The organism is Bacteroidales bacterium, assembly GCA_013141385.1.
GTDB lineage: Bacteria > Bacteroidota > Bacteroidia > Bacteroidales > Tenuifilaceae > UBA8529.
Map to the genome: position 1 here is coordinate 130,258 of JABFRB010000014.1, position 22,528 is coordinate 152,785.

The following is a 22,528-nucleotide window of genomic DNA, read 5'->3' on the forward strand; positions in this document are numbered from 1 at the left end:
TATTAGTTAAAGAAAAAGTGGATTTTAAGAGGGGGATATTTACTAGGAAGGGATTATGAATTTTTGAATTAATCCAAGTTGCTAGTTATGATATAAAAGAAGATTTAAGAACAAGGATTAACGAATTTTGATTTTAGAAGTAATGTGAGATTAAGTATCATAATTTTAATTATCAGTGTATTATGCATATTAATTTCAAAAATCCTAAACCGAGCATCTTTTTGCGAGTTCGCCGAAGGCAATCGTTAACCGAGTTTACGAGTTCGCCGGAGGCAATCGATATTCGTTAATCAATTCTTTAAAAGATTGTTATAATTAAGAACTTGGGTTATATACAAAAAAAGAGGCTGTCTAACCAGGACAGCCCCAAACCCAAACCCTAAACTAAATTTATTAACCTAAACCTATTCTATGAAAAAATCTTTTACTAAAACTTATGATACAAAGATAGCTCAGCGTATAGCTAAGGCGGGTTAACGACTGTTAATAAAAGTTAAGATTTTATTTATGTATTTATTTATTTTACAATTACTTACATACATTTCATTCAAATTCATTAATTAAAACAGCTAATTGTGACGTCAAAATTTGTTTCCAAAATATCAATCTGTTTAATTTCACTTCTTTTTAATACGATTGCATACCCAGCCTCGAAGATGGGTAATATCGGTATTCAACAAAAAAAAAACATCGAAGCGATTAAAATTTACAAAACTGGGGATGAACTATCAGATCCAATTATTGAACTTGGAGGTGATGAATCTGTCACCTTGATATTCGATGACCTTTCCGGGAATACTAGTAATTACTCTTATTCAATTACCCATTGTACTTGCGACTGGAAGGAATCGGGTTTAGTGCGATCTGAGTATATGGAAGGGTTCGACTCAAAATCTATATACGATTATCAGAATTCAGTTGCTACAACCGTTCCGTATATCCATTTTAAGGTACAAATACCTAATGATGAAATCAAAATCAAACTATCTGGTAATTATATTATCCGAGTTTTTGACACTTATTCCCCAGAAAAAATTATGGTTGAGCAACGATTTATGGTGGTTGAGCCATTAATTGCAATAAATGCTGCTATAAGGCAACCCATAGATCAAAACTCAAGGCTATCCTCACAGCAGATTGAACTGAAGATTGGAACAGCATCATTAAATATCATAAATCCTTTTACTGATTTAATCCCTGTAATCATCCAAAATAATCAACCCGATAATTGCTTATTTGCCATTAAACCAACCTTTATAAGAACAGATGAAATAGTCTACTCATCCCCTGAAAAGTTAATATTTGATGGGGTAAATGAGTATCGTTCATTCGATATCAATTCTATTAGATTTCTATCATCGGGAATACAAAGCATAGAGCAATTTGGAGGAAATTTCAATGTTCAGCTAAAGCCTGCTGAGAATAATAGAAAGCAAAAATATTCGACTCAGCAAGATATAAATGGTAAGTATCTAGTCAAACTAGAAAGAAGTGAGTTGAGTGATGTTGAAGCCGACTACGCTTGGGTATATTTTACACTTCCATATTACGATCAACTTCCCAATAAAGAGGTTTATGTATATGGTGAACTAACAGGCTGGCAACTCACCCCGATGAACCAGATGCAATACAACTTTCAGCGGCAAACTTATGAACTGAGACTGCAACTTAAACAGGGTTATTATAATTACCGCTTTGCAGTTCGGGATGCAAAAACGGGCGAAGTTGATTTTACATTTTTTGAGGGAAATCACTTTGAAACTGAAAACTCATACACTATTCTAGTGTACTATAGGCAAATTGGAGCACGCTATGATAGACTCGTAGGAGTTAAAAGATTAAATTCAAACGGCAAACGCTAAAAACCAAGTTCTGAAGCTATCGGCCTAAGAGCACCTAAGGCAATTTCCACAAATTCATCAATAGGAATTCCAATTTTTTCGCACTCCAAAATTGTTTCCCTATTAACTGTAGCCGCAAATAGCTTCTCTTTCATCCGTTTTGTAACAGATTTCACCTTTACACTTTCAATCTTCTTATCGGGGTAAACCAAAGCAGTGGCAAAAATTAATCCTGTAATTGTTTCACCAGCAGCAAGTGCAAACTGAAAACGAGTTGTACGAGGCATGCCCGTTGCATGTTCGTTGTGCATTTTTATTGCATCAATGGCATCGGCAGGTAGTTCATTGGAGAGCATCTCTGCTCCAACTAGTGCATGTTTTTTGGAATCCACATTGGTTATTTCAACATCAATATCATGCAGTAAGCCAGCATAACCCCATAAATCTTCATCCTCGCCAAATTTTCTTGCGAGTCCTCTAAGAACTGCTTCGGAAGCAATACTATGTGCAATCATTTTGGGGTTGGAAATGTTCTTTTTTAAAAGATCGAGGTAGTAGCTGCGAGTATTCATAGGATTGAATTTTGAACGACAAAAATAAAAAAATTAACGTCAACTTGATGCAAGGTGTCATCCTGAGCGAAGCGAAGGATCTAATTATTAATAACCCAGATACTTCACTTCGTTCAGCATGACAAAGCAACAATCTATTTCTATATTAAAAATCAAAATGTTACACTTAGATCTAATTCGCGTTAAATTAGATTTAAAAAGATATTGGAACAATCGATGAATAGGGTTTTTATTGATTAACAATAATTTCCTAGACTTTGTATTTCGAATTTTCCCATTGTACATATTGGCTATTTACCTATAAAATCGATATAAACTGGCAAATGATCGCTAAAACCACCATGATATTTATATCCAACAAATGTGCGGAAAGGTTTTTCACCGATAAAAGCATCATCAGGTTCAAGCAAAAAATCGGCTTTAAACACCGAAGCGTTTTCAGGTGATGTATGTATAACCCTTTTACTATCAAGAAAACTATTTGAGATAATAATTTGATCGATCATTCCCCAAACACCTTGATATTTATAACTCCCCTGCCCGCTTGCCTTTAGCATTGATGAAATGCTTACAAGTCCTGATTTACAGGTATCGCTAATATTTGAATAAACCTTTAAACCATCAACCATTGGTGCGCTTTCTGGCTCATCGTTAAAATCGCCCATAATGAGAATCCGGGCATCCGGGTAAAATATTTTTATTGAATCAACCTTTTGTTTAAGCGTATTTGCTGCTGCAAAACGTCCCGATGTTGACTCCAACTCCCCGCCAAGTTTGGAAGGCCAATGGTTAACAAAAACATGTAGTGTATCTACACCACCTAGGACTCCTTTTGCATAAAGGATTTCTCGGGTTCTCCGAGTGGGTTGATCGGGGAAGAAAACACGAAAGAACTTTGATTCTTGTAGATCAAATAAATCATTCCTGTATAAAAGAGCAACATCAATTCCACGGGGATCGGGTGATTCCCTATGAACTATTCTATAATCATATTTAATCAACGGAGTTTCATGGGTTAATCGATAAAGAACAATGCCATTCTCAACCTCGCATAGACCAACAAACACAGGTGGATTCCACTCTCCAACAGCGATAATAGTTTTGTAGATGCCATTAATTTTCTGATTCATCTTATCCCAAGTCCAATGCCTTGCGCCCATTGGCGTAAACTCTTCATCTTGAGTAAGAGAATCATCAAATGAATCGAACAGATTCTCGGTATTATAAAACATTGCCCTATATTTTTTCACATCACCAGTTTCCTGTGCAGTGGAGAAGGCAATAACTATAAAAAATTGTAATGAGATGAGGATGGAAGTCTTAATCATATCAAATTTAGCAAGCTATTCTTTTCGTTCGTAAGCACCCAAATCAGGATTGGCATCCAATAAATGGCTAACGTTTTTCAAATCAATTGGATATTGAATTGAATATATCTGTAACCCTTTATCTTTTGCAGGACTTAAGGTGTCAAGTTGAAAATTGAGAGACCATGGGTCTTTAAATTTAGGGTTATCTTTGGTTACATTTAAAAATTTTGCAGGATCGGAAATATTATAATCATTAGGCACTTTTAGAATACAATGATCAAAGTTATAATTCATCGATGCTGAGACCAGTTGCCCTTTATAGGTATTATCTATTTCAAATTCTAGATCTTGACTTCCGTAGATAATGCAATTATTAAATAAAGCCTGTTCCAAATTTCGTGGTTCAACTAAAACAGGACCATCTTTTACAAGCTGATATATGTAATAATTATTAAGAAGGAGTGCTGGCCCTTTTCGTGAAATGTATTGTCCCCAATAATTTGCTATGGTGCAATGGTAGAATTTATATGACCCGCCAATAGTTAACGCAACACTTATTTGGCTTGCGTTTGAGAAAAGACAATTATCTGCTTCAATCTTCGAGCCTCGGGCGTATAGCCCAACAGAACTCATATTTTCAATTTTCGTGTTGCTAATCTTTAATGTTGGAGCATCTGTGGTAACACAGGTATCAACAATTACTCCATTAATCGCATTCTTAATTTCCGCCCACCGAATTTGATTGTTTTTACTTCCAGCAGAAAGCCATATTCCGCCCCACTGACCGGCTTTGTCACGATAAAACAGTTCCCTTCTATCCCCATCAAAAGTTACAGGATTTTCGTACTCTCCTTCTATTTTAAGAGATCCGGCTACTATTAAATGTGCGTTATTATGAAAATAGAGTTTAGTGCCTGCTTGAATTTTGAGTTCAACATTTGGTTTTATATAAAAAAAACCATAAATGAGATGTGGCTTATTGGGAGTAAGAACTGTATCCGAGCTAAGAGTTTCTGAATTTATAAGATTTACATCTTGTCCCCAAGCAACCAACTTAACATCCTGAACATTACCATTTGTTGTAAACACAACTGAATCGACAACAACCAATGGTGAATTCTGATTATTTGGGTCAACATTGACCTCAACAAACACAAAAAGGCTATCGTTTTTTCGAATAGTTACATTATCTACCCTATTGGCAGGTACTCCATCTACATTAATTCGATAATTAGATGAGTTACCTCCAGCCAATTCAATGGAAGAAATCCTTAAATCGTTGCTATTTTTATTATAAACCTTGAAATACCTAGTAGATGAGCCAATGGTTGTAAAAACCGTATCAAACATCACTGTATCCCTAGAGAATTTAAGTTTTAACGATGGATTAGAAGATATATCCTCTCTTTCGCACGATGCAAACCAAAAAATTAAAACTGGAAGAAATATAAAATATAGTCTATTCATAGTATTTTCATTCACATCAAAAGTAGAAAATATTTTCAGCATATCTTTTTCAAATATAATTTTGATACTTTTACTTTTTAAATTCTAAAATAGTTGCTATGAAAAAGGGAGTTACAAATTCCATTTTTATCATTTCAATAATCTCATTCATTCTTATTATGGCATGTTCGAAACGTCAAAAAGTTGATTTAATTGTGACAAATGCAACAATTTATACAGTTGATTCAACCTTTAGCACAAAACAGAGCATGGCTATTGGTAATGGTAAGATTATTGCTATTGGCACAAATCAAGAAATTGATTCAAAATATGAAGCATCGAATATTATAGATGCATCCGGAAAATATATTTTCCCTGGATTCATAGATCCTCATTGCCATTTTTTAGGATACGGAACTTCACTTAGCAATGCTTCCCTATCAGGGGCAAAAACATGGAATGAGGTTATTGAAAGATTAGTAGCTCATCAAAAAGAGTTTCCATCGGAATGGGTTCTGGGGCGTGGATGGAATCAGAATGAATGGGATATTAAAGAGTTTCCAACGAATGACTTACTTGATAAGGCATTCCCCAACAAACCTGTTTTTATAGTTAGAGTTGATGGTCATGCAGCCATTGCAAACTCTTATGCACTAAAAATGGCGGGCGTTACAGAATCCTCAAAGAAAGAAGGTGGTGAACTAATTAAAAAAGACGGAAAACTAACTGGTGTTCTTGTTGATAATGCTATTGAATTGGTAAGAGTAATTATACCTGAAATAGATAGAGCAACAAAGGAGCAAATACTATTAAAAGCTCAGGAGAATTGCTTTGAAGTTGGCTTAACCACAGTATCGGATGCTGGTATAGATTTACAAGATGTACTATTAATAGACTCCCTTCAAAAAACGGAGAAACTCAAGATGAGAGTCTATGCAATGCTTAATCCTACCGCTGAAAATTTCGACCATTTTCTTTCAAAAGGAATTTATTCAACAGATAATCTAACAGTTCGATCCATAAAACTTTTTGCCGATGGTGCTTTGGGCTCAAGAGGGGCATTATTATTACAACCATATACTGATGCACCAAATACGAAGGGACTTCAAGTAGAATCTACCGAAAGCCTATTAGCCAACTGCGAGAGAGCATTTAAAGCAGGTTATCAGGTTAACACTCATTGCATTGGAGATGCAGCCGTTCGGTTGATGCTAGACAATTATTCGAAATATCTTAAACCCAAAAACGATCTACGTTGGAGAATTGAGCATGCTCAAGTTGTAGATCCGCAGGATTTAAATAGATTCGGAGAGTATTGTGTAATTCCTTCGGTACAAACCACACATGCAACCTCTGATATGAACTGGGCAGATGAGCGCCTAGGCAATAGGGTAAAGTACGCTTATGCTTATCAGGATCTACTTAAGCAGAATGGTTGGTTGCCAAATGGCAGCGATTTTCCTGTTGAAGACATTAACCCATTATTCGGATTTTATGCAGGCATTAGCCGTAAAGATTTAAATGGATTGCCTGAAAATAGATTTCAAAAAGAAAATGCTTTGGACAGAAAACAAGCCCTTATGACAATGACAATCTGGGCAGCAAAAGCAAATTTCGAAGAATCCTTTAAAGGAAGCCTAGAGCCAGGTAAATGGGCTGATTTTGTAATTCTTGAAAAGGATTTACTAGTTGAGCCTGAATCAGATTTGCCAAAATCAAAAGTTATTAGCACTTTTGTTGCAGGAGAACTAGTTTATCAAAAAAAATAATAGCTTGCTATGGAAATCAGGCTTGCAGAAAAAACTAAACTGATTGAGGTACTTTATATAATCAGAGAATGCTCGAGGCAACTCCTCGAAAAAGGAATTAAGTACTGGAACAATAGCTTAGCTGATTATAATGACATCTCTGAAGATATTGCTAATCAATTTGTATATCTACTGGTTATAGATAGGGTTACTATTGGGACAGTTACAATTAAACCCGATAAATCGAACCCAAAAACTTTAGTAATTAGCCGATTGGCAATTTACCCCCCCTTCCAAAAAAGAGGATTAGCCCCCGAAGTTCTAAAATTTGCAGAAGATTTAGCCAGAAAGAAGGGATCAACAATACTTAAAGGAACTACACCTGTTGAGGATAAATCTCTTGGTCAACTGCTTGAAGAAAATGGTTTTATAAACCAAGGTTCTGAGAATGAAGTTCCTGATGAATTTATTAGTATTAAGTTCGAAAAAAGAATAGTCTAGTCTAACTTCATAATAGCATAAAATATCAAAAATCCTAATAATTAGGACTTTTGATATTTTATACTTGGAATGCGCTAAAAGTAAAAATTTAAGCCTCCACCAATAAAATTGTAAGCTGGATCAGTTAATCCAATCTCTGCTTCAAATATAAAACTCATATTCTTTCTAACACCTATTTCAAGGCCAAGTGGCAGCCATAGTAAGAAACGAGTTTTATCATCATTAAAATTAACATCAAGGTCAAGTCCCGAAGAAAATCTAATATCACTCTTTATAGGGAACGTGATATTTAAGGCACCATCTAAACCAAAATCACCAAATTGATGAGCACCAACAACAAACGACATTCTATATGGAAGAGCAAATTCCACATCGGCTCCAAAATAATCGGTTGTACCCAAAAACCCAGCCTTCACCGAAAAATCTATACCCTTTTTTATACCATAACCTCCATGAAGAAATAATATAAAATCTGAGTTTCCATTTATTAAAACACTGGGTTCAATACCCAAAGAGAAGGTCTTTGGTTTAAGTGTTTGACCTGTATTGAAAACCTGACTAAATGAACTACTCGCCATAAGAAGTAGTAACAAAAACAATAATCTCTTTTTCATTTAATAATAGTTAATTAGTTTACAAACAAAAATATGCAGTTTTTATGAAATATAAAAAAAAGAACCCCAGGGAACCACTCCTGGGGCTAAACAAACCACAAACTAAACATACTAATTAAACCTGAAAAAACTACAAGGTTATTGGAATACCTCTATAGAAATCAAGTATTTTGAGTCTTAATAAATATGAATATTTTGCATGAAGTAATTCACCTTGGGATCTAATTAGATTATCACGAGCTATTCCATAATCAATAGCATTTACCATTCCAAGGTTAAATTTCTCTTTACTTACCTCGTAAACTTCTTTGAACGAGGATTCTGCTTCTTTCAAAGATTCATATCTATCATATTCTGCTTTAACTGCTGCATATGCCTGCTGAACACTCTTTAAAAGAGTTTTATCAGATTCTTGAAGTTCAAATTTTGCATCTAAAACATCTATTTTAGCTCGACTAATTTGAGTATATCCAGTTAGTCTGTTAAGGATTGGAATATTTAACTGTAGTCCAACAAATTTCTGAATATTATCTTTAGCTTGCGATCTAAAAGAATATTGTGGATAAGCTATTTGATTTCCTCCTGCATCTGTAATTATTGCACTTTCTGAAAAAGATGTTCCAATCTGATAGGAAAGAATTAAAGTTGGAGAAATACTACCAATTGCCATGCTATATCTTTTTCGTGCGCTCTTAAGTCTATACTCAGCAATCTTAACCGATGGCATTGTAGAATGAGCAAAATCATAGTACTGATTTAAACTCATTGATATTGTATCATTTGTTAAAATAATATTATCTGTATTTATCTTAAAACCATCAAGGGTATCAAGTTCTAGCATTTGAGCTAAATCTAGGTATGCTGCATCCAATGAATTATTTGCAGCAGTTAGTTGGGCTTTTTCATTAATTGCTTGAGCTTGTATTTGTAAAAACTCAGTACTTGCCACATTACCTAATTCATATTGTGATTTCACTCGTTCGAGTTGACTCTTTGAAGTTTCAACTCTATTTATAGCCAAATTACAGTTTTCCTGCGCAAGTAAAACTTGTAAGTATTGTGTTGTTATGTTGATAGACATATTCTTCTTCAACTCTTCCACTCCTTCTATAGCAGCAAGTAAATCGAATTTCGCCCTCCTAATATTATTGAAATTACGTAATCCTTGAAAAATATCCATTTGACCATTAATCCCAGCACCACCCGATTTAACAGCAAATTTTTCGAATTTCGCCGTATACTGATTAAAATCAAAACCGTCAACATAGTTATAATTAGCATAAGTATTGATTGTAGGAGTTATATTGGCAATCGCTTGAATATTATCTTTTTCTAATCTTTCGGATTGTAAAACACTCCTTTTTATCTGAATATTATTTTGCAAAGCATAGCTAATGCACTCCTCCAAAGTCCATTTTTTCTGAGCAAAAAGAGTGGTAGTAGAGAGTAAAACAAAAACAGTTAGAAAATATTTAAAATGTTGTTTCATGGTTCGTATTTTTATCAGCAAAAAATATTCGTTTAATAACTACTAAAGAATTTCAATCATATCAATATCCAAATCATCCATTTCACTATACACTGGCAGTAATTGTTTTAAATAATTCAACATTCTAGTATTACTTGATGAATCTAGAGGAAAATTAGGCTTAATAGTTAGAAAAGGATAACAGTCTTCATTTAAACAAGAATCGGAATTGGAAAGCCCATAATCAAATGATTCATTATTATTGGCGGTGACAACTATAACACTTGATAGTTCACCCGCTTCAACTTGAGATTTCTCACGTGGAGGATTACTCGATGAGGGTTGCTCTGCATATGCCTCAACAAAACCGAAAATGAAGCATATAAAAGTCAATAATAGTATTTTGTATTTAATCATTTCTAAATTATTTAATTTCCATTTTTCTTTCTATAAAGCACCTGGATATGTGTGGCTCCAGTTCTTGGCGTGAAGATTTGAATTAACTCCCAGCCGCTATCATAGTTTGAGATTGAATTACGGAGTTGAATAATCTGCTCTAAGGTAGCATGCATTGAATCATCATCCGGTGAGGATTGACTATTTTCAATATTCCAGGGAAAGGATTCTACTCTAAAACTGTAACTCATTTTTTTCCCGCCAATAGTTAATGTAACATCAGCGACTTCATCCTCCCCAAGATTCGAAATTGGTATACATATCTCTTTCATAACTATAGTATTAGATTAATCGATAATATATTTATATAACACAGGTCGTCATGGTTTATTTATGTTATTTACAATTATGAAACACCCATATCCTGATTATTCACTTTAGTACACACCTAAAATATGGGCGTTTCATGGCAAAACCTTTTTCTTATTATTTTAGTTTGATGTTTTTATAGTAATCTAAATAATTCTATTAATCTTTTACAATACTTTTTTAACATTCTCTGTTACAATATGTCCATCGAATAGTTGTACAATTCGGTGAGCTTTTTCTGCATCGGTTGGTGAATGGGTAACCATTACAACAGTTGTTCCTTCGCGGTTCAATTCACTTAATAATTCCATAACCTCTTCACCGTTTGCTGAATCAAGGTTACCTGTTGGCTCATCGGCTAGGATTAGTTTTGGATTAGCAACAACAGCACGTGCAATAGCAACCCTTTGCTGCTGACCTCCAGAAAGTTGTTGTGGAAAGTGTTGTTTACGATGTGAGATTTTCATTCTTTCTAAAACTACTTCAACCTTTTTCTTACGCTCAGATGAAGGAACATTCATATATAGTAAAGGCAATTCAACATTTTCAAAAACAGTTAGCTCATCAATTAGGTTAAAACTCTGGAACACAAACCCAATGTTGGATTTTCTTAGATTTGTGCGCTGTTTTTCTTTGAACTTCGATACTTCAATGCCATTAAAATAAAAATCACCTCCGCTAGGATTATCGAGCAAACCAATAATGTTTAACAGGGTGGATTTTCCGCATCCTGAAGGACCCATGATAGCCACAAATTCCCCTTGTTTAATTTCAAGATTCACCTTATTTAAAGCTGTAGTTTCAACTTCCTCTGTACGGAAAACCTTAACTAATTCTTGTGTTTTAATCATAGTAGTAGATATTATTTTGTTTGTTAAAATATAGTTATCTAATTTTTCAACAATAATTTATCAACATTTCCAAAGTTATCATAACTAGAAACAATAACCTTTTCACCTGGTGTTAAGCCCTCAATAACTTCATAAAATCTAGGATTCTGACGATTAATTCTGATGTTACGCTTGGTTGCAAAACTACCAATAGGATCCACCACATATACCCATTGCCCACCTGTACTTTGGTAAAAACCTCCACGGTTTAGTAGAATTGCCCTCTGCGATTCGCCTAATTCAAGATTTATACGAGATGTTTGGCCTATCCTTATGTTATTAGGAACAGAATCGGTAAAAACCATATCAACTGTAAAACGACCATTACGAACTTCTGGGTAAACAGTTTTAATCTCCCCTTTGTACATTTTACTAGCAAATTCGCAATCGCCTGTTAAATTTCTTACAATTCTTGATATATAGTGTTCATCTACCTCAACCCTTAATTTGTAGGAATCTAGCACGTTAATTGTACCCATACGAATCCCCATACCTATTACTTGTCCAACCTCAAGATTAAGTGAAGCCAATTCACCCGTTACAGGAGCTCTGAATTCTAAGGATTCCAATCTTTTTCTAACAATCCTTGAGTTCATTTGCATTCTCTCATCTTGTTCCTCAAGTGTTTTAATTTGTGTTATGTTGTATATAGAATCCTTAATTGCGCTTTGGCGAAATAGACTTATCCTTTCACTAGTGAGTTCATAAGCCTCCTTCGAACGTTCAAACTCATCCTTTGATATATGCTTTTGTTCATAAAGAATTTTATTATTTCGATAGGTACGCTCTCTTTCTTTTAAATCAAATGAAAATTGTATTAACTGGCTACGTGTATCAAGAGTCTGCCTCTCCATTTGAAGCCTGATATTCCGAAGTTCATTGGTACTTCTAGAAACAGCTGCCTCATTATTCGAAATTTCTAAAATTAGGTTGGTATTACTAAACCGGGCGATTACATCACCCTTTTTAACCATGCTCCCCTCTTTAAGTATAATTTCCTCAACTCTACTTCCGCTCTCTGTTGCGTCAAGATAAATAGTATGAATTGGGGCAACTGTGCCAATTACAGTTATGTAATCTCTAAATAGGTCCTGAGTAACCTCCTCAATGGTTATCTTATCGACCTCAACATTAAGTTTTGAACTTTTATCACCAAAAGCCAAGTAATACGCAATAAGTCCTACAAAAACAGTAGTTCCTGTAATCCAAAGAATCTTTTTAAGAGTCCATTTCTTTTTTTGAATAACTTTATCCATCATAAAAGCATTTTCAGGTTTGTTATTGTTTAAACAGTTTATATGCCATAATTAACTATCGTTTGATAATTAATTATTTATCTTTTTTATTCGTGTAAAAATATCTTTATTAATGTTCGGTAATGCAACATCTCATGTTCGATTTCGCACACATAACTATCAACACATCTGTTAGTAATAGTTTTTTTATATATTTACCTCATATTACTTTTTATAAGGTTGCATATTTAATTATTTAAAATTAAAAAATTGCTAACAATGAATAAGAAAGCAGGAAAAATTTTAGTTGTTGATGATAATGAGGATATTCTTTTTGCCCTTAAACTGCTTCTTAAACCTCATATTGAACTATTACATACAACACCTAACCCTTCGGATATACCTGATTTGATGGGTAAAGAAACGTATGATGTTATCCTTTTGGATATGAATTTTACCAAGGATGCAATTAGTGGTCAGGAAGGCTTCTCTTGGTTAGAAAAAATTTTAAGTATAGATCCGAAGGCTATTGTTGTTTTTATAACGGCTTACGGCGATGCAGAAAAAGCCGTAAAGGCTATTAAGGCAGGGGCAACAGATTTTATATTGAAACCTTGGCAGAATGAGAAGCTTATTGCTACAGTTTCAGCCGCCATGAAACTTAAACGTTCCCAGCAAGAGGTTGACACGTTAAAGATGAAACAGCAAGAAATTAGCGAGGTTCTCGATCAGCCTTTCCATGAGTTTATTGGAAATTCTGAGGAGATGCGAAGTGTCTTTGCCACCATTCAAAAGGTTGCGAAGACAGATGCCAATGTACTAATACTGGGTGAAAATGGAACAGGGAAAGAACTTGTGGCAAGGGCTCTTCATCGAAATTCTCCTCGCTCAGGTGAAGTATTTATTAATATCGATTTAGGATCAATTGCTGAATCTCTTTTTGAGAGCGAATTATTTGGACACGAAAGAGGTGCTTTTACTGATGCTAAGAAGGAAAAACCCGGTAGGTTTGAGATTGCTTCAGGGGGTACACTTTTTTTAGATGAGATTGGTAACCTCACACTTGCCATGCAAGCAAAATTGCTTACAGTAATTGAAAGACGTGAAGTTATTCGAGTTGGTTCAAATAAACCCAAAAATATTGATGTGCGTTTGATTTGTGCAACTAACAATAATATCACCCAAATGACCTCCGAAGGTCAATTTCGACAGGATCTTCTTTATAGAATTAATACTGTTGAAATCCATCTTCCCCCGCTGAGAGAAAGACAAGGAGACATTTCGTTGCTTGCAAAACACTTTATTCTGATTTACTCTAAAAAGTATAAAAAGGACATCACTAATTTAAGTGCTGATGCCTTAAAAAAGTTGAATCTTTACCATTGGCCCGGAAATGTACGCGAACTTCAACATTCTATTGAGCGTGCAATTATTATGAGTGATTCAAGCATATTACAACCCGATGATTTCTTCCTATCAGCAACAAAGCAAACAAAAGCTGTGGGAGGCGATTTTGACACTTACAATCTTGAAGAGGTTGAAAAAGCGATAATCAATAAGGTTCTTAAACAATTCCAGGGAAATATTACTCAAGCAGCAACCGAGTTAGGTATTACACGAACATCGTTGTACCGTAGAATGGAAAAGTATGATCTATAAAAATTTCAGGTTTAACATAATAGTCAGGATAATACTGATTGCTATTACCATTTTTCTGACCTTTTATACATGGAAAAACTTTTTTATCACCCCAGTTCTAATTGGGGTAGCAATTATTATTCAACTTTATGCTCTTTTCAAGTACGTTGATAAAACAAATCGAGATCTTGCAAGTTTCTTAGAATCAATTAGATTTAGCGAATTTACCCGCTCATTTCAGGTGGAAGGAATGGGTCCATCCTTTGATGAGCTGAATAAAGCCTTCAATGATGTAATTAAAGATTTTCAAACCGTTCGTACCGAAAAAGAGGAGCATTTCCATTACCTACAAAGTATAGTTCAAAATATTGATGTAAGTATTATTGCATACCAGAAGGATGGCACCGTTGAGATGATTAATAAGGCAGCCAAGAAACTCTTTCAGATTAGCGGGCTAAAGAATGTAAAGCAACTTTACCAAATAAGTGGCGAACTAGTTGAAAAGCTATTAACTATTACTCCGGGCGAAAGTGCTCTTATTAAAGTGCAGCAAGAAGATGATTTGCTCCAACTTGCAATTAACAGCACAGAATTCAAGATTCACAATAAAACTATTGTGCTAGTTACTATAAAGAATATCCAGAGCGTATTGGAAGAGCAGGAGACTGAAGCATGGCAGAAACTTATTAGCGTGTTAACCCACGAGATTATGAATTCGATTACCCCAATTGCTTCGCTCTCATCAACCATTGATTTAATGATTAAAAATCTTCAGGAACTTAACCCCGAAGAGCCCGCTTCAAATCTAGATCCAGAAACCATTCAGGAGATTCAACAGGGTTTACAAACCATTCATAAACGCAGTACTGGCTTACTTCATTTTGTTAACACTTATAGGAATTTAACGCGGATACCAAAGCCTAACTTCAAAATTACTACCGTTAAAAATCTTTTCGATAATATTATCCCATTAATGAATGATGAGATAACCCAAGCGGGAATCTCGTTTCACAGTGAGATAGATCCATCAGATATTGAATTCTCAGTAGATATTGAACTTCTGGAACAAGTGGTGATAAACCTATTTAAGAATGCTATTCATGCTCTTGAAGGGGCAAAAAATCCTCAAATTACTATGAAAGCATTCCTAAATAAAAGGGGTAGAGTCACCATTCAGGTTGTTGATAATGGAGTGGGCATTCTTCCAGAAGTACTCGACAAGATCTTTATCCCATTCTTTACAACCAAGCCCAAGGGCTCTGGAATTGGGTTAAGCTTATCGCGGCAGATTATGCGCTTACATAATGGAAGCATAACCGCTTATTCCGTTCCTTCCCACGGAACAACTTTTACAATGACTTTTTAGTTCAAGAATATCTTTAGTTATATGTTTCCAATTGGCATTATCGCAAAATGCGATTAAAATGGATGGAATTACCAGAATGTGAAAATAATTGCAAATTCTTCATCAGCCTAAATACAACCGAGCGTATTTTACGAATTCAACGAAGTTAAATCCGCGCTAGCGGGTGTTATTACTTTTATTAGGTTCTGGTCTTTTAATTGACTTAATCGTTTTAAGTATAATCCTCTTTCTATCATTTTTCTTTTTTGACAAAGACACGTCCTTATTGACGACAATCAATTTTTTAGTCATTTTTCATCATTAGCGATCGGAGCAAAGAAACGTTTCTTTATCCCCCGTTAATTAAAAACTAAAATACGAAAAACTTTGGTTTCTACATCTCAGCCCAAATGGAATTTAGTGTGTTAGCTGTTGCTTTTTTTCTCTTTCAAGTCATTTTTCAATTCTTTCGTAATCTGCTTTACAAATTTGTCCTTGTCTTTTTTGGCTTCCTTAATTGTCGCTTTTATGTCTGCTGGAATAGTAAAATATTTGTCCGACCAAATGTAAACTTCCATAATTATAGGTAACAAGTCAATTCCTTTTTGTGTCAATCTGTACAAAATTTTTGCTTTGCTGTCGGGGTGTTCTAATTTTTCAATTATACCATTTTCTTCAAGTCCTTTTAGTCTTGATGCTAAAATGTTTGTAGCAATGCCTTCATCTGATTTTAAAAAATCATTGTAGGTGCTTTTTTTATTAAACATTAAATCCCTGATAATGAGCAACGACCACTTATCTCCAAATACGTCAAGTGAGCAACTCAATGGGCAATCTGACCTTTTTTTTATCTCTTTCATAAAAAATATTTTATTATTGACTTGCAATTTGCAAGTTAATAATTATCTTTGCACTTGCAAATTGCAAGCAAAGGTAAAAAATAAATTTAATATCAAAAAAATGAAACAGATGAACAAGGTATTTGAGCCATTTCAATTGGCAGGGATAACATTTCCAAACCGGATTATCCGATCGGCAACTTATGAAGGAATGAGTGAAACAGACGGCACGCCAACCGAGCAATTAGAAAAAAAATATACAGCATTAGCACAAGGGGGTGTCGGTGGAATAATCACCGGTTTTATTGGGGTTAACGAACAAGGACGTTCGGGTGCTCACATGTCATTGCTGAATAGCAACGAAAACATCAAAGCATACAAAAAAATAACACAAAAGATGCATGAGTTAGGCACGCCCATTATTGCCCAAATTAACCATTGCGGTGGACAAACGAAAGAAGAGGATACCAAGATGCCTGTAATTGCACCTTCAAAAATTTCCGATTATAAGGCTAAAGAAATGACTAAAGCTGAGATTTTGGAAGTAATAGAAGCATTTGTTCAAGGAATAAAAAATGCGAAAGAGGCAGGTTTTGATGGTGTGCAACTTCACCTAGCTCATGGATATTTACTATCAGAATTTGTTTCGCCAAGAATGAACAGGCGAACCGATGAATGGGGCGGAAACACCGAAAACCGTTTCAGAATAGTAAAAACTATATTTGAAAAAGCCAGAAAAGAAGTGGGTAATTATCCAATAATTGCAAAAATAAATGGTTATGAAACCCTGAAAAATGGAATGTCCATAGGTGAATCGGTTAAAATTGCCAAACTATTAGAACAGGTAGGTTGCAATGGCATTGAAGTCTCTAATGGAACAATAAAGGCTGGTTTGGCAACAATGCGCGGTAATGTTCCATGGCAAATGTTAGTGGCTCAAAATGAACGATTGAATAAAATGCCAGGGTTCGTAAAAAGCATTATCGGAGTGGTAGCCAAAAAATCATTTCCACAACCCCAGCCCAAACGCTTATACAATTTGGATGCAGCAACAGCCATAAAAAATGCGGTAAATATTCCGGTGATAGTAGTCGGTGGCATAACAAATATAAATGAAATTGAAACTATTATCAATCAGAATAAAAGTGATTTAGTATCTATGTGCAGACCATTTATTCTTGAAGCGGATTTGGTAAATAAATTCAAAACCGGAAAACAAACGCAGTCTAAATGTATTCAATGCAATTTCTGTATTATAGGAATTGAAAAAGCACCATTCAGATGTTATTACGGAAAAGTTCCCAATAAATCAGTGGCTTAATCTATTTTGTAGTCAATTGATAATCAATAGTTAAATAAAATAAATATGGAATTAAAGAATAAAACAATATTGATTACCGGTGGAAGTGCCGGCATTGGACTGGAAGCCGCCAAACAATTTATTGGAATTGGCTCAAAGGTCATCATCACAGGCAGAAGTCAGGATAAATTAGATACAGCTAAAAAACTGTATCCGAACTTGATTACTATAAAAAGTGATGTAGCAAATGCAGAAGATGCAATTTCGCTCTACAATCAAGTTAAGGAATTGGGCGGAATTGATATTCTTTACAATAACGCAGGTGTTGGCATGATGCCTTCAAATTTAGGTATCCCCAGCGACAAACATTTTGAAGGTGCTACCTACGAAATAAACATCAACTACTTGGCTATTATTCGGCTCAATAATCTTTTTTTGGATATGCTGAACTCAAGAAAGGATAGCGCAATTATCAACACCACCTCTGTTTTAAGCTATGTACCTTCGTTGCTTGACGTAACATACTCGGCGTCAAAAACAGCATTGGCGTTTTATACAAAGTCGCTTCGCGAACACTTGCGGATCGCAAACAGCCATGTAAAAGTGTTTGAGTTGTTACCACCTGCGGTAGAAACCGAATTAGTTGCCCATAAACAAATCAAAAAAATGAGCACGGAAAAATTGATAAAGGGATTTATCGCAGGATTGCAAAAAGACCAATACACCATTCGCATGGGCTACACAACCACTGTTTACATGATCAATCGACTTTTTCCAAGATTGGCATTCCGACTGATTAATCCGAAGAATTTATTTCTCCCCATGCTTAGGACAGACAAATTTTTGCATTAACAATTTTCATAAACAAGAATAAAAATGAAAGCATATACAATAAACCGCTACAGTAAGAAGGATAAACTTCAACTTGTTGAAGTTACCAAACCAGTTGTTAAAGAAAATGATGTATTGGTGCAGATACACGCCACAAGCATAAATCTGTTAGATGCCAAGGTAAAAAGTGGCGAATTCAAGTTATTACTTCCGTATAAATTTCCCTTGATTTTAGGACACGATGTGGCTGGCGTAGTAACGAAAGTCGGCTCAAAAGTCAGTCGTTTCAAAATGGGCGATGAAGTGTTTGCACGACCTGCCGATTTCCGTATCGGCACATTTGCTGAATACATCGCTATCAATGAAAACGATGTCGCCTTAAAACCCAAAAATATTTCAATGGAACAGGCAGCTTCTGTTCCGTTGGTTGCTTTAACGGTTTGGCAAGCATTTGTTGAAAAAGCAAAGCTCAAAAAGGGTCAGAAAGTGTTTATACAAGCCGGTTCGGGCGGTGTCGGAACGATTGCTATTCAGTTGGCGAAACATTTGGGTGCAACTGTGGCCACCACCACAAGTGCCAATAATTTTGAATTGGTCAAAAGTTTGGGTGCTGATATTGTGATTGATTATAAAACGCAAGATTTTGAAACGATACTCAATGAGTTTGATTTGGTATTGAACAGTCAAGACGAAAAAACACTTGAAAAGTCGCTGCGAATTCTGAAAAAAGGCGGAAAGGTAATATCCATTTCAGGTCCACCCGATGTGGCATTTGCTAACGAAATAGGCTTGAATCTATTTTTGAAATCAGCAATGTTCTTTTTAAGCCGAAAAGTCAGAAAACAAGCCAAACAACTTAGCGTTGATTACTCATTTTTATTTATGAAACCCAACGGAAAACAGTTGTCAGAAATTGGTTCGCTGATTGAAACGAGTGTTATTCATCCTGTCATTGATAAAGTATTTCCGTTTGAGCAAATGAACGAAGCAATATCCTACGTTTCAAGTGGTCGTGCAAAAGGAAAAGTAATTGTCAAGGTCAAGTAGACTGTCTGCGGTGATGGTCGGTAAAGTTGCAGCTAACGGTTTATGCTAACTTATGACTGGGAGTTAGAAGCATCAAGTCTATCCCCCGTTAATGCAAAAACGAAGATAGGAATTACTTTTCCAACCTTCGTTTCTGCCCAGCTTAAATATAGCAGCTGTTAGGGTACGTAAATTACTTATAAAAAGGTAAAGCCGATTCTACGATTAAGACCTTTTTCGAATATTCTAATCAGAGTCGAAAGTTGAATATTTCCTTTTCCGTTTTCAATTTTCGAGATGTAACTCTTCTTTGTCCCTGATTTCTCGGCCAATTGTTCCTGGGTCATTTTAGATGCTTTTCTTGCTTCTTTAAGCATTTCGCTCACAATGAACATTTGTGCCCGTTCTTCGTACTCATTTCGGCTCTCTGTTCCGATTTTTCCGTGTTCAACCTCTAACAGCTCGTCAAAAGTCTTAACTCCTTTATATTTATTCATGATTTGTGTTTTTTAAGTTCAAAATACTCTTTCTTTATCCGCATTGCTCTGTCAATCTCTTCCTTTGGTGTTTTCTGTGTCTTTTTCTGAAATCCATTAAACAATACAACTATTCGTCCCTCGTCAAAGCAGCAGAAAACTCTATAAATATTAGATTGATATTCAATTCTAATCTCAAAGAGTCCGTCATATCCGCTAATCGGAGCAAGAAATTTATCAGGTACTCTATCTACCTGTTTTATCAACTCGAATACATACTGAATCTTGGTTTTAACCTTGTCGTCAAGCGTTCTGTAAAAATCCAAGAAGTATTCTTTATGAAATATTATCTTTCTTGTCATGCTGCAAAGTTATCTTAAAAGATAACATAATCCAAATATTCTAACAGGAAAGTGGGATGTCATTTTATGTACCCCAACGTTCCCGTGGTTTGGCACGCTGGGGAATTAACCGCCAGTGTCCTTATCCCACGTTAAACTTTTACTAAAGTACTAAAAACCTGCTTATCTGCGCATCAGCCCCAATATTTTAACCACGTGTTGACAAACGTAATTTTGCAAAACTATTCATCTTCAATGGGCAATAGAAGCCTGACAAATCTTGCAAATTCTATACTATACTCTCCATAATTTGTTATATTATCTACACTAACAGTTTCTTTCATAAATTTATGACCAATTATACCCTCCTTAAATGATTTTCTATAGAAAATCAACCAATCCCTTAGCTGTTTAGGATCTTTGTATTTAATCTTATCCAAAAAGGTATAGTTGTTATTGATAAATGCATTTAATTTATGTGGATTGTTTAGATGTTTCACTATTGAATAATAATCATCAATTTTGTTTAGTAAATTCAAATATTTATAACTAAAAGTTAATACTCTCTGAACATCATTTGGTTCTTTTAATTCCTCATATCTTCCAACAGGCTCATAGATTAAATTTAATTCAGGGTACTGAATTGCTAATGTATTAATAGCAATCATTTCTTCAGTTAGTTTACTTTTTAGTTCTTTCCTTTTATCTTTTCGCCCAAGTAAATGTATTATTGTTAAAAAGATATTGAAACAAAGACTAAGAATAAGAGTAAGATTAATTCCTGTGTCAGTAGTATTCATAATTATCAGTTTTTATACTATGGTTTCTCATTATGTTTGCCGACTTATTTATACACACACCAAAAGTATATTCACACATTAAAATTTAATGTATACATATACTTTCAGCTAACTTTTTAATTCTACTAAAATAGTAAATAAGCTAAACATTCCTTAACGGATGGGATGATTTTATTCCGATTGGATATTTATTAAAGGTTGCCATTAACCAAACCAGCTAAAGGATTCTGTTTTATTTGCGTTGCTAGCGGTTTGGTTTTGGGTAGTGGGAAGGGTTGTTGTGGTTGGGTATCGCAAATTGCGATAGTTTGGGTGCTTTTTATGTTGGGTTGGTGAGGGGTTGTATAAAAATGTTAATTTTTAACCGCAATGGGCGCAAAGAGGAAGACGCAAAGGTCGCAAGTGCTTATTAAACAGCATATTTTACTTTTGCGAACTTTGCGAAACCTTTTAATACTTTGCGGTTAATTTTCTTTTTGGGCAACCCTTTTGAGTAAAGTATTAGGTTTTGTAGGTATCTATCTAATACACCTCTTTCGCTATTTTTGCAATATTATCCGATTTACCCATAGTATAAAAATGGATTGAGGGTACACCCTGACGTTTCAACTCCTTGGCTTGCTCTATAGCCCATTTAACGCCAACTTCCTTAACGGAGCGGTTATCGCAACACTGCTCCATCTCTTTTACTAAATCCTGTGGGAGTTCTACGTTAAATACTTTTGGGAGTATGCTTAGATGCTCTTTAAGTGAAACGGGTTTGAGCCCTGGGATTATGGGGACGGTAATTCCGATATTACGGCAAGCCTTTACAAAGTTGAAATAACTTTTATTCTCAAAAAACATTTGTGTAACAATGTAATCGGCCCCAGCGTCAACCTTCTCCTTTAAACGTTGAATGTCTGAAAAACCATTTGGAGACTCGGCATGTTTCTCGGGATACCCAGCAACTCCAACACAAAAATTGGTGGGGTTTGGTTTTTCAAGAGTTTCATCCTGATAGTTTCCATGGTTCATGGCAATTACCTGTTTCACCAAATCTACAGCATACCTATGACCACCTATTTTAGGCTCAAATTTTCCAACTATTTTATCGGCATCGCCCCGAATTGCTAGAACGTTATGGATTCCCAAAAAATCTAGGTCAATTAGTGCATCCTCCGTTTCTAGCTGGTTAAATCCGCCACAAATAATATGCGGAACGATATCAATTTTATACTTATGCTGAATGGCGGCGGCAATTCCAACCGTTCCTGGTCTTCTTCGGAGAACCGTTGGGATTAGCGTACCATTTGAAGATGGTTTATAGACAACCTCCTCACGATGATATGTTACATTGATATAAGCAGGGTTAAATTCCAAAAGCGGATTGATCGTATCAAAAATTGTCTGAAGTGTACTACCCTTTAATGGGGGAAGTAGTTCAAATGAGAACAGTGTTGATTTAGAATTGTTAATGTGATCGATTACTTTCATAGTATTTTTAGTTATTAGTTATTGAATATTAGTTACTGGCTATTAATAACTAATAACCAGTAAATG

At 35.1% G+C, this 22,528-nt stretch carries 22 protein-coding genes; 8 read left to right on the top strand and 14 right to left on the bottom strand.

What is annotated here, in order from left to right; translation table 11 throughout:
• The first annotated feature begins 575 nt into the window (after positions 1-575).
• Positions 576-1,862: a DUF5103 domain-containing protein gene (locus HOO91_07180; GenBank protein ID NOU17322.1), complete on the top strand. Its 1,287-nt coding sequence runs from the start codon at positions 576-578 to the stop codon at positions 1,860-1,862.
• On the opposite strand, the gene HOO91_07185 is transcribed toward HOO91_07180, so the two are convergent.
• From HOO91_07185 to HOO91_07195, 3 genes are all read right to left on the bottom strand, one after another.
• The gene (locus HOO91_07185) at positions 1,859-2,413 is read right to left on the bottom strand and encodes an HDIG domain-containing protein (GenBank protein NOU17323.1); all 555 of its coding nucleotides are present in this window, start codon (positions 2,411-2,413) and stop codon (positions 1,859-1,861) included. The two genes, HOO91_07180 and HOO91_07185, sit on opposite strands and share 4 nt — an antisense overlap.
• Positions 2,414-2,703: 290 nt before the next feature.
• Complete coding sequence (locus HOO91_07190; protein NOU17324.1) at positions 2,704-3,741, bottom strand: endonuclease; 1,038 nt, start codon at positions 3,739-3,741, stop codon at positions 2,704-2,706.
• Between the two features lie 15 nt (positions 3,742-3,756).
• Positions 3,757-5,232 (bottom strand): hypothetical protein, encoded by a 1,476-nt coding sequence (locus HOO91_07195; protein NOU17325.1) that lies wholly within the window; start codon positions 5,230-5,232, stop codon positions 3,757-3,759.
• A 56-nt stretch (positions 5,233-5,288) separates the two neighbouring features.
• Here HOO91_07195 and HOO91_07200 point away from each other — a divergent pair, with 56 nt between their 5' ends.
• Complete coding sequence (locus tag HOO91_07200) at positions 5,289-6,938, top strand: amidohydrolase family protein (GenBank protein NOU17326.1); 1,650 nt, start codon at positions 5,289-5,291, stop codon at positions 6,936-6,938.
• 9 nt (positions 6,939-6,947) lie between these two features.
• Positions 6,948-7,418, top strand: a complete 471-nt coding sequence (locus tag HOO91_07205) for a GNAT family N-acetyltransferase (protein ID NOU17327.1) — start codon at positions 6,948-6,950, stop codon at positions 7,416-7,418.
• A 74-nt stretch (positions 7,419-7,492) separates the two neighbouring features.
• On the opposite strand, the gene HOO91_07210 is transcribed toward HOO91_07205, so the two are convergent.
• The 6 genes from HOO91_07210 to HOO91_07235 form a co-directional block, all read right to left on the bottom strand.
• Complete coding sequence (locus HOO91_07210) at positions 7,493-8,032, bottom strand: hypothetical protein (GenBank protein ID NOU17328.1); 540 nt, start codon at positions 8,030-8,032, stop codon at positions 7,493-7,495.
• A gap of 130 nt (positions 8,033-8,162) precedes the next feature.
• A complete protein-coding gene (locus HOO91_07215; protein ID NOU17329.1) occupies positions 8,163-9,521 on the bottom strand; it encodes a TolC family protein in 1,359 nt (452 codons plus the stop codon).
• A gap of 42 nt (positions 9,522-9,563) precedes the next feature.
• Positions 9,564-9,917 carry a hypothetical protein gene (locus tag HOO91_07220; GenBank protein NOU17330.1) on the bottom strand — a complete coding sequence of 118 codons (354 nt, stop codon included), beginning with the start codon at positions 9,915-9,917 and terminating at the stop codon, positions 9,564-9,566.
• Between the two features lie 11 nt (positions 9,918-9,928).
• On the bottom strand, positions 9,929-10,228 hold the full coding sequence (locus tag HOO91_07225) for a hypothetical protein (protein NOU17331.1): 300 nt from the start codon (positions 10,226-10,228) through the stop codon (positions 9,929-9,931).
• A gap of 204 nt (positions 10,229-10,432) precedes the next feature.
• The gene (locus HOO91_07230; GenBank protein NOU17332.1) at positions 10,433-11,116 is read right to left on the bottom strand and encodes an ABC transporter ATP-binding protein; all 684 of its coding nucleotides are present in this window, start codon (positions 11,114-11,116) and stop codon (positions 10,433-10,435) included.
• A 38-nt stretch (positions 11,117-11,154) separates the two neighbouring features.
• Positions 11,155-12,414 (bottom strand): HlyD family efflux transporter periplasmic adaptor subunit, encoded by a 1,260-nt coding sequence (locus HOO91_07235; GenBank protein NOU17333.1) that lies wholly within the window; start codon positions 12,412-12,414, stop codon positions 11,155-11,157.
• A 255-nt stretch (positions 12,415-12,669) separates the two neighbouring features.
• Between HOO91_07235 and HOO91_07240 the strand changes: the two genes are divergently transcribed.
• Positions 12,670-14,049 (top strand): sigma-54-dependent Fis family transcriptional regulator, encoded by a 1,380-nt coding sequence (locus HOO91_07240; GenBank protein NOU17334.1) that lies wholly within the window; start codon positions 12,670-12,672, stop codon positions 14,047-14,049.
• The gene (locus HOO91_07245; protein ID NOU17335.1) at positions 14,039-15,394 is read left to right on the top strand and encodes an ATP-binding protein; all 1,356 of its coding nucleotides are present in this window, start codon (positions 14,039-14,041) and stop codon (positions 15,392-15,394) included. The genes HOO91_07240 and HOO91_07245 overlap by 11 nt, the downstream gene beginning before the upstream one ends.
• Positions 15,395-15,798: 404 nt before the next feature.
• Here the strand turns inward: HOO91_07245 and HOO91_07250 are convergent, their stop codons facing one another.
• The gene (locus HOO91_07250) at positions 15,799-16,233 is read right to left on the bottom strand and encodes a helix-turn-helix transcriptional regulator (protein NOU17336.1); all 435 of its coding nucleotides are present in this window, start codon (positions 16,231-16,233) and stop codon (positions 15,799-15,801) included.
• Positions 16,234-16,342: 109 nt separating this feature from the next.
• Here HOO91_07250 and HOO91_07255 point away from each other — a divergent pair, with 109 nt between their 5' ends.
• From HOO91_07255 to HOO91_07265, 3 genes are read left to right on the top strand one after another with little or no spacing between them, the layout of a single operon-like run.
• Positions 16,343-17,533: an NADH:flavin oxidoreductase gene (locus HOO91_07255; protein NOU17337.1), complete on the top strand. Its 1,191-nt coding sequence runs from the start codon at positions 16,343-16,345 to the stop codon at positions 17,531-17,533.
• Positions 17,534-17,578: 45 nt separating this feature from the next.
• Positions 17,579-18,364, top strand: a complete 786-nt coding sequence (locus HOO91_07260; protein NOU17338.1) for an SDR family NAD(P)-dependent oxidoreductase — start codon at positions 17,579-17,581, stop codon at positions 18,362-18,364.
• Between the two features lie 24 nt (positions 18,365-18,388).
• Complete coding sequence (locus tag HOO91_07265) at positions 18,389-19,390, top strand: NADP-dependent oxidoreductase (GenBank protein NOU17339.1); 1,002 nt, start codon at positions 18,389-18,391, stop codon at positions 19,388-19,390.
• A 176-nt stretch (positions 19,391-19,566) separates the two neighbouring features.
• On the opposite strand, the gene HOO91_07270 is transcribed toward HOO91_07265, so the two are convergent.
• The 4 genes from HOO91_07270 to metF form a co-directional block, all read right to left on the bottom strand.
• Positions 19,567-19,866: a helix-turn-helix transcriptional regulator gene (locus HOO91_07270; GenBank protein NOU17340.1), complete on the bottom strand. Its 300-nt coding sequence runs from the start codon at positions 19,864-19,866 to the stop codon at positions 19,567-19,569.
• A complete protein-coding gene (locus HOO91_07275) occupies positions 19,863-20,207 on the bottom strand; it encodes a type II toxin-antitoxin system RelE/ParE family toxin (protein ID NOU17341.1) in 345 nt (114 codons plus the stop codon). The genes HOO91_07270 and HOO91_07275 overlap by 4 nt, the downstream gene beginning before the upstream one ends.
• A gap of 221 nt (positions 20,208-20,428) precedes the next feature.
• Positions 20,429-20,986 carry a hypothetical protein gene (locus HOO91_07280; protein ID NOU17342.1) on the bottom strand — a complete coding sequence of 186 codons (558 nt, stop codon included), beginning with the start codon at positions 20,984-20,986 and terminating at the stop codon, positions 20,429-20,431.
• A gap of 522 nt (positions 20,987-21,508) precedes the next feature.
• Complete coding sequence (gene metF, locus HOO91_07285) at positions 21,509-22,462, bottom strand: methylenetetrahydrofolate reductase [NAD(P)H] (protein ID NOU17343.1); 954 nt, start codon at positions 22,460-22,462, stop codon at positions 21,509-21,511.
• Positions 22,463-22,528 lie beyond the last annotated feature (66 nt).

Coding starts and splice junctions, on each gene's coding strand:
- HOO91_07195 (NOU17325.1), bottom strand. CDS start 5,232: ATGCTGAAAATATTTTCTACTTTTGATGTGAATGAAAATACTATGAAT.
- HOO91_07255 (NOU17337.1), top strand. CDS start 16,343: ATGAACAAGGTATTTGAGCCATTTCAATTGGCAGGGATAACATTTCCA.
- HOO91_07215 (NOU17329.1), bottom strand. CDS start 9,521: ATGAAACAACATTTTAAATATTTTCTAACTGTTTTTGTTTTACTCTCT.
- HOO91_07235 (NOU17333.1), bottom strand. CDS start 12,414: ATGATGGATAAAGTTATTCAAAAAAAGAAATGGACTCTTAAAAAGATT.
- HOO91_07250 (NOU17336.1), bottom strand. CDS start 16,233: ATGAAAGAGATAAAAAAAAGGTCAGATTGCCCATTGAGTTGCTCACTT.
- HOO91_07200 (NOU17326.1), top strand. CDS start 5,289: ATGAAAAAGGGAGTTACAAATTCCATTTTTATCATTTCAATAATCTCA.
- HOO91_07220 (NOU17330.1), bottom strand. CDS start 9,917: ATGATTAAATACAAAATACTATTATTGACTTTTATATGCTTCATTTTC.
- HOO91_07260 (NOU17338.1), top strand. CDS start 17,579: ATGGAATTAAAGAATAAAACAATATTGATTACCGGTGGAAGTGCCGGC.
- HOO91_07280 (NOU17342.1), bottom strand. CDS start 20,986: ATGAATACTACTGACACAGGAATTAATCTTACTCTTATTCTTAGTCTT.
- HOO91_07240 (NOU17334.1), top strand. CDS start 12,670: ATGAATAAGAAAGCAGGAAAAATTTTAGTTGTTGATGATAATGAGGAT.
- HOO91_07270 (NOU17340.1), bottom strand. CDS start 19,866: ATGAATAAATATAAAGGAGTTAAGACTTTTGACGAGCTGTTAGAGGTT.
- HOO91_07205 (NOU17327.1), top strand. CDS start 6,948: ATGGAAATCAGGCTTGCAGAAAAAACTAAACTGATTGAGGTACTTTAT.
- HOO91_07225 (NOU17331.1), bottom strand. CDS start 10,228: ATGAAAGAGATATGTATACCAATTTCGAATCTTGGGGAGGATGAAGTC.
- HOO91_07210 (NOU17328.1), bottom strand. CDS start 8,032: ATGAAAAAGAGATTATTGTTTTTGTTACTACTTCTTATGGCGAGTAGT.
- metF (NOU17343.1), bottom strand. CDS start 22,462: ATGAAAGTAATCGATCACATTAACAATTCTAAATCAACACTGTTCTCA.
- HOO91_07230 (NOU17332.1), bottom strand. CDS start 11,116: ATGATTAAAACACAAGAATTAGTTAAGGTTTTCCGTACAGAGGAAGTT.
- HOO91_07245 (NOU17335.1), top strand. CDS start 14,039: ATGATCTATAAAAATTTCAGGTTTAACATAATAGTCAGGATAATACTG.
- HOO91_07265 (NOU17339.1), top strand. CDS start 18,389: ATGAAAGCATATACAATAAACCGCTACAGTAAGAAGGATAAACTTCAA.
- HOO91_07190 (NOU17324.1), bottom strand. CDS start 3,741: ATGATTAAGACTTCCATCCTCATCTCATTACAATTTTTTATAGTTATT.
- HOO91_07275 (NOU17341.1), bottom strand. CDS start 20,207: ATGACAAGAAAGATAATATTTCATAAAGAATACTTCTTGGATTTTTAC.
- HOO91_07185 (NOU17323.1), bottom strand. CDS start 2,413: ATGAATACTCGCAGCTACTACCTCGATCTTTTAAAAAAGAACATTTCC.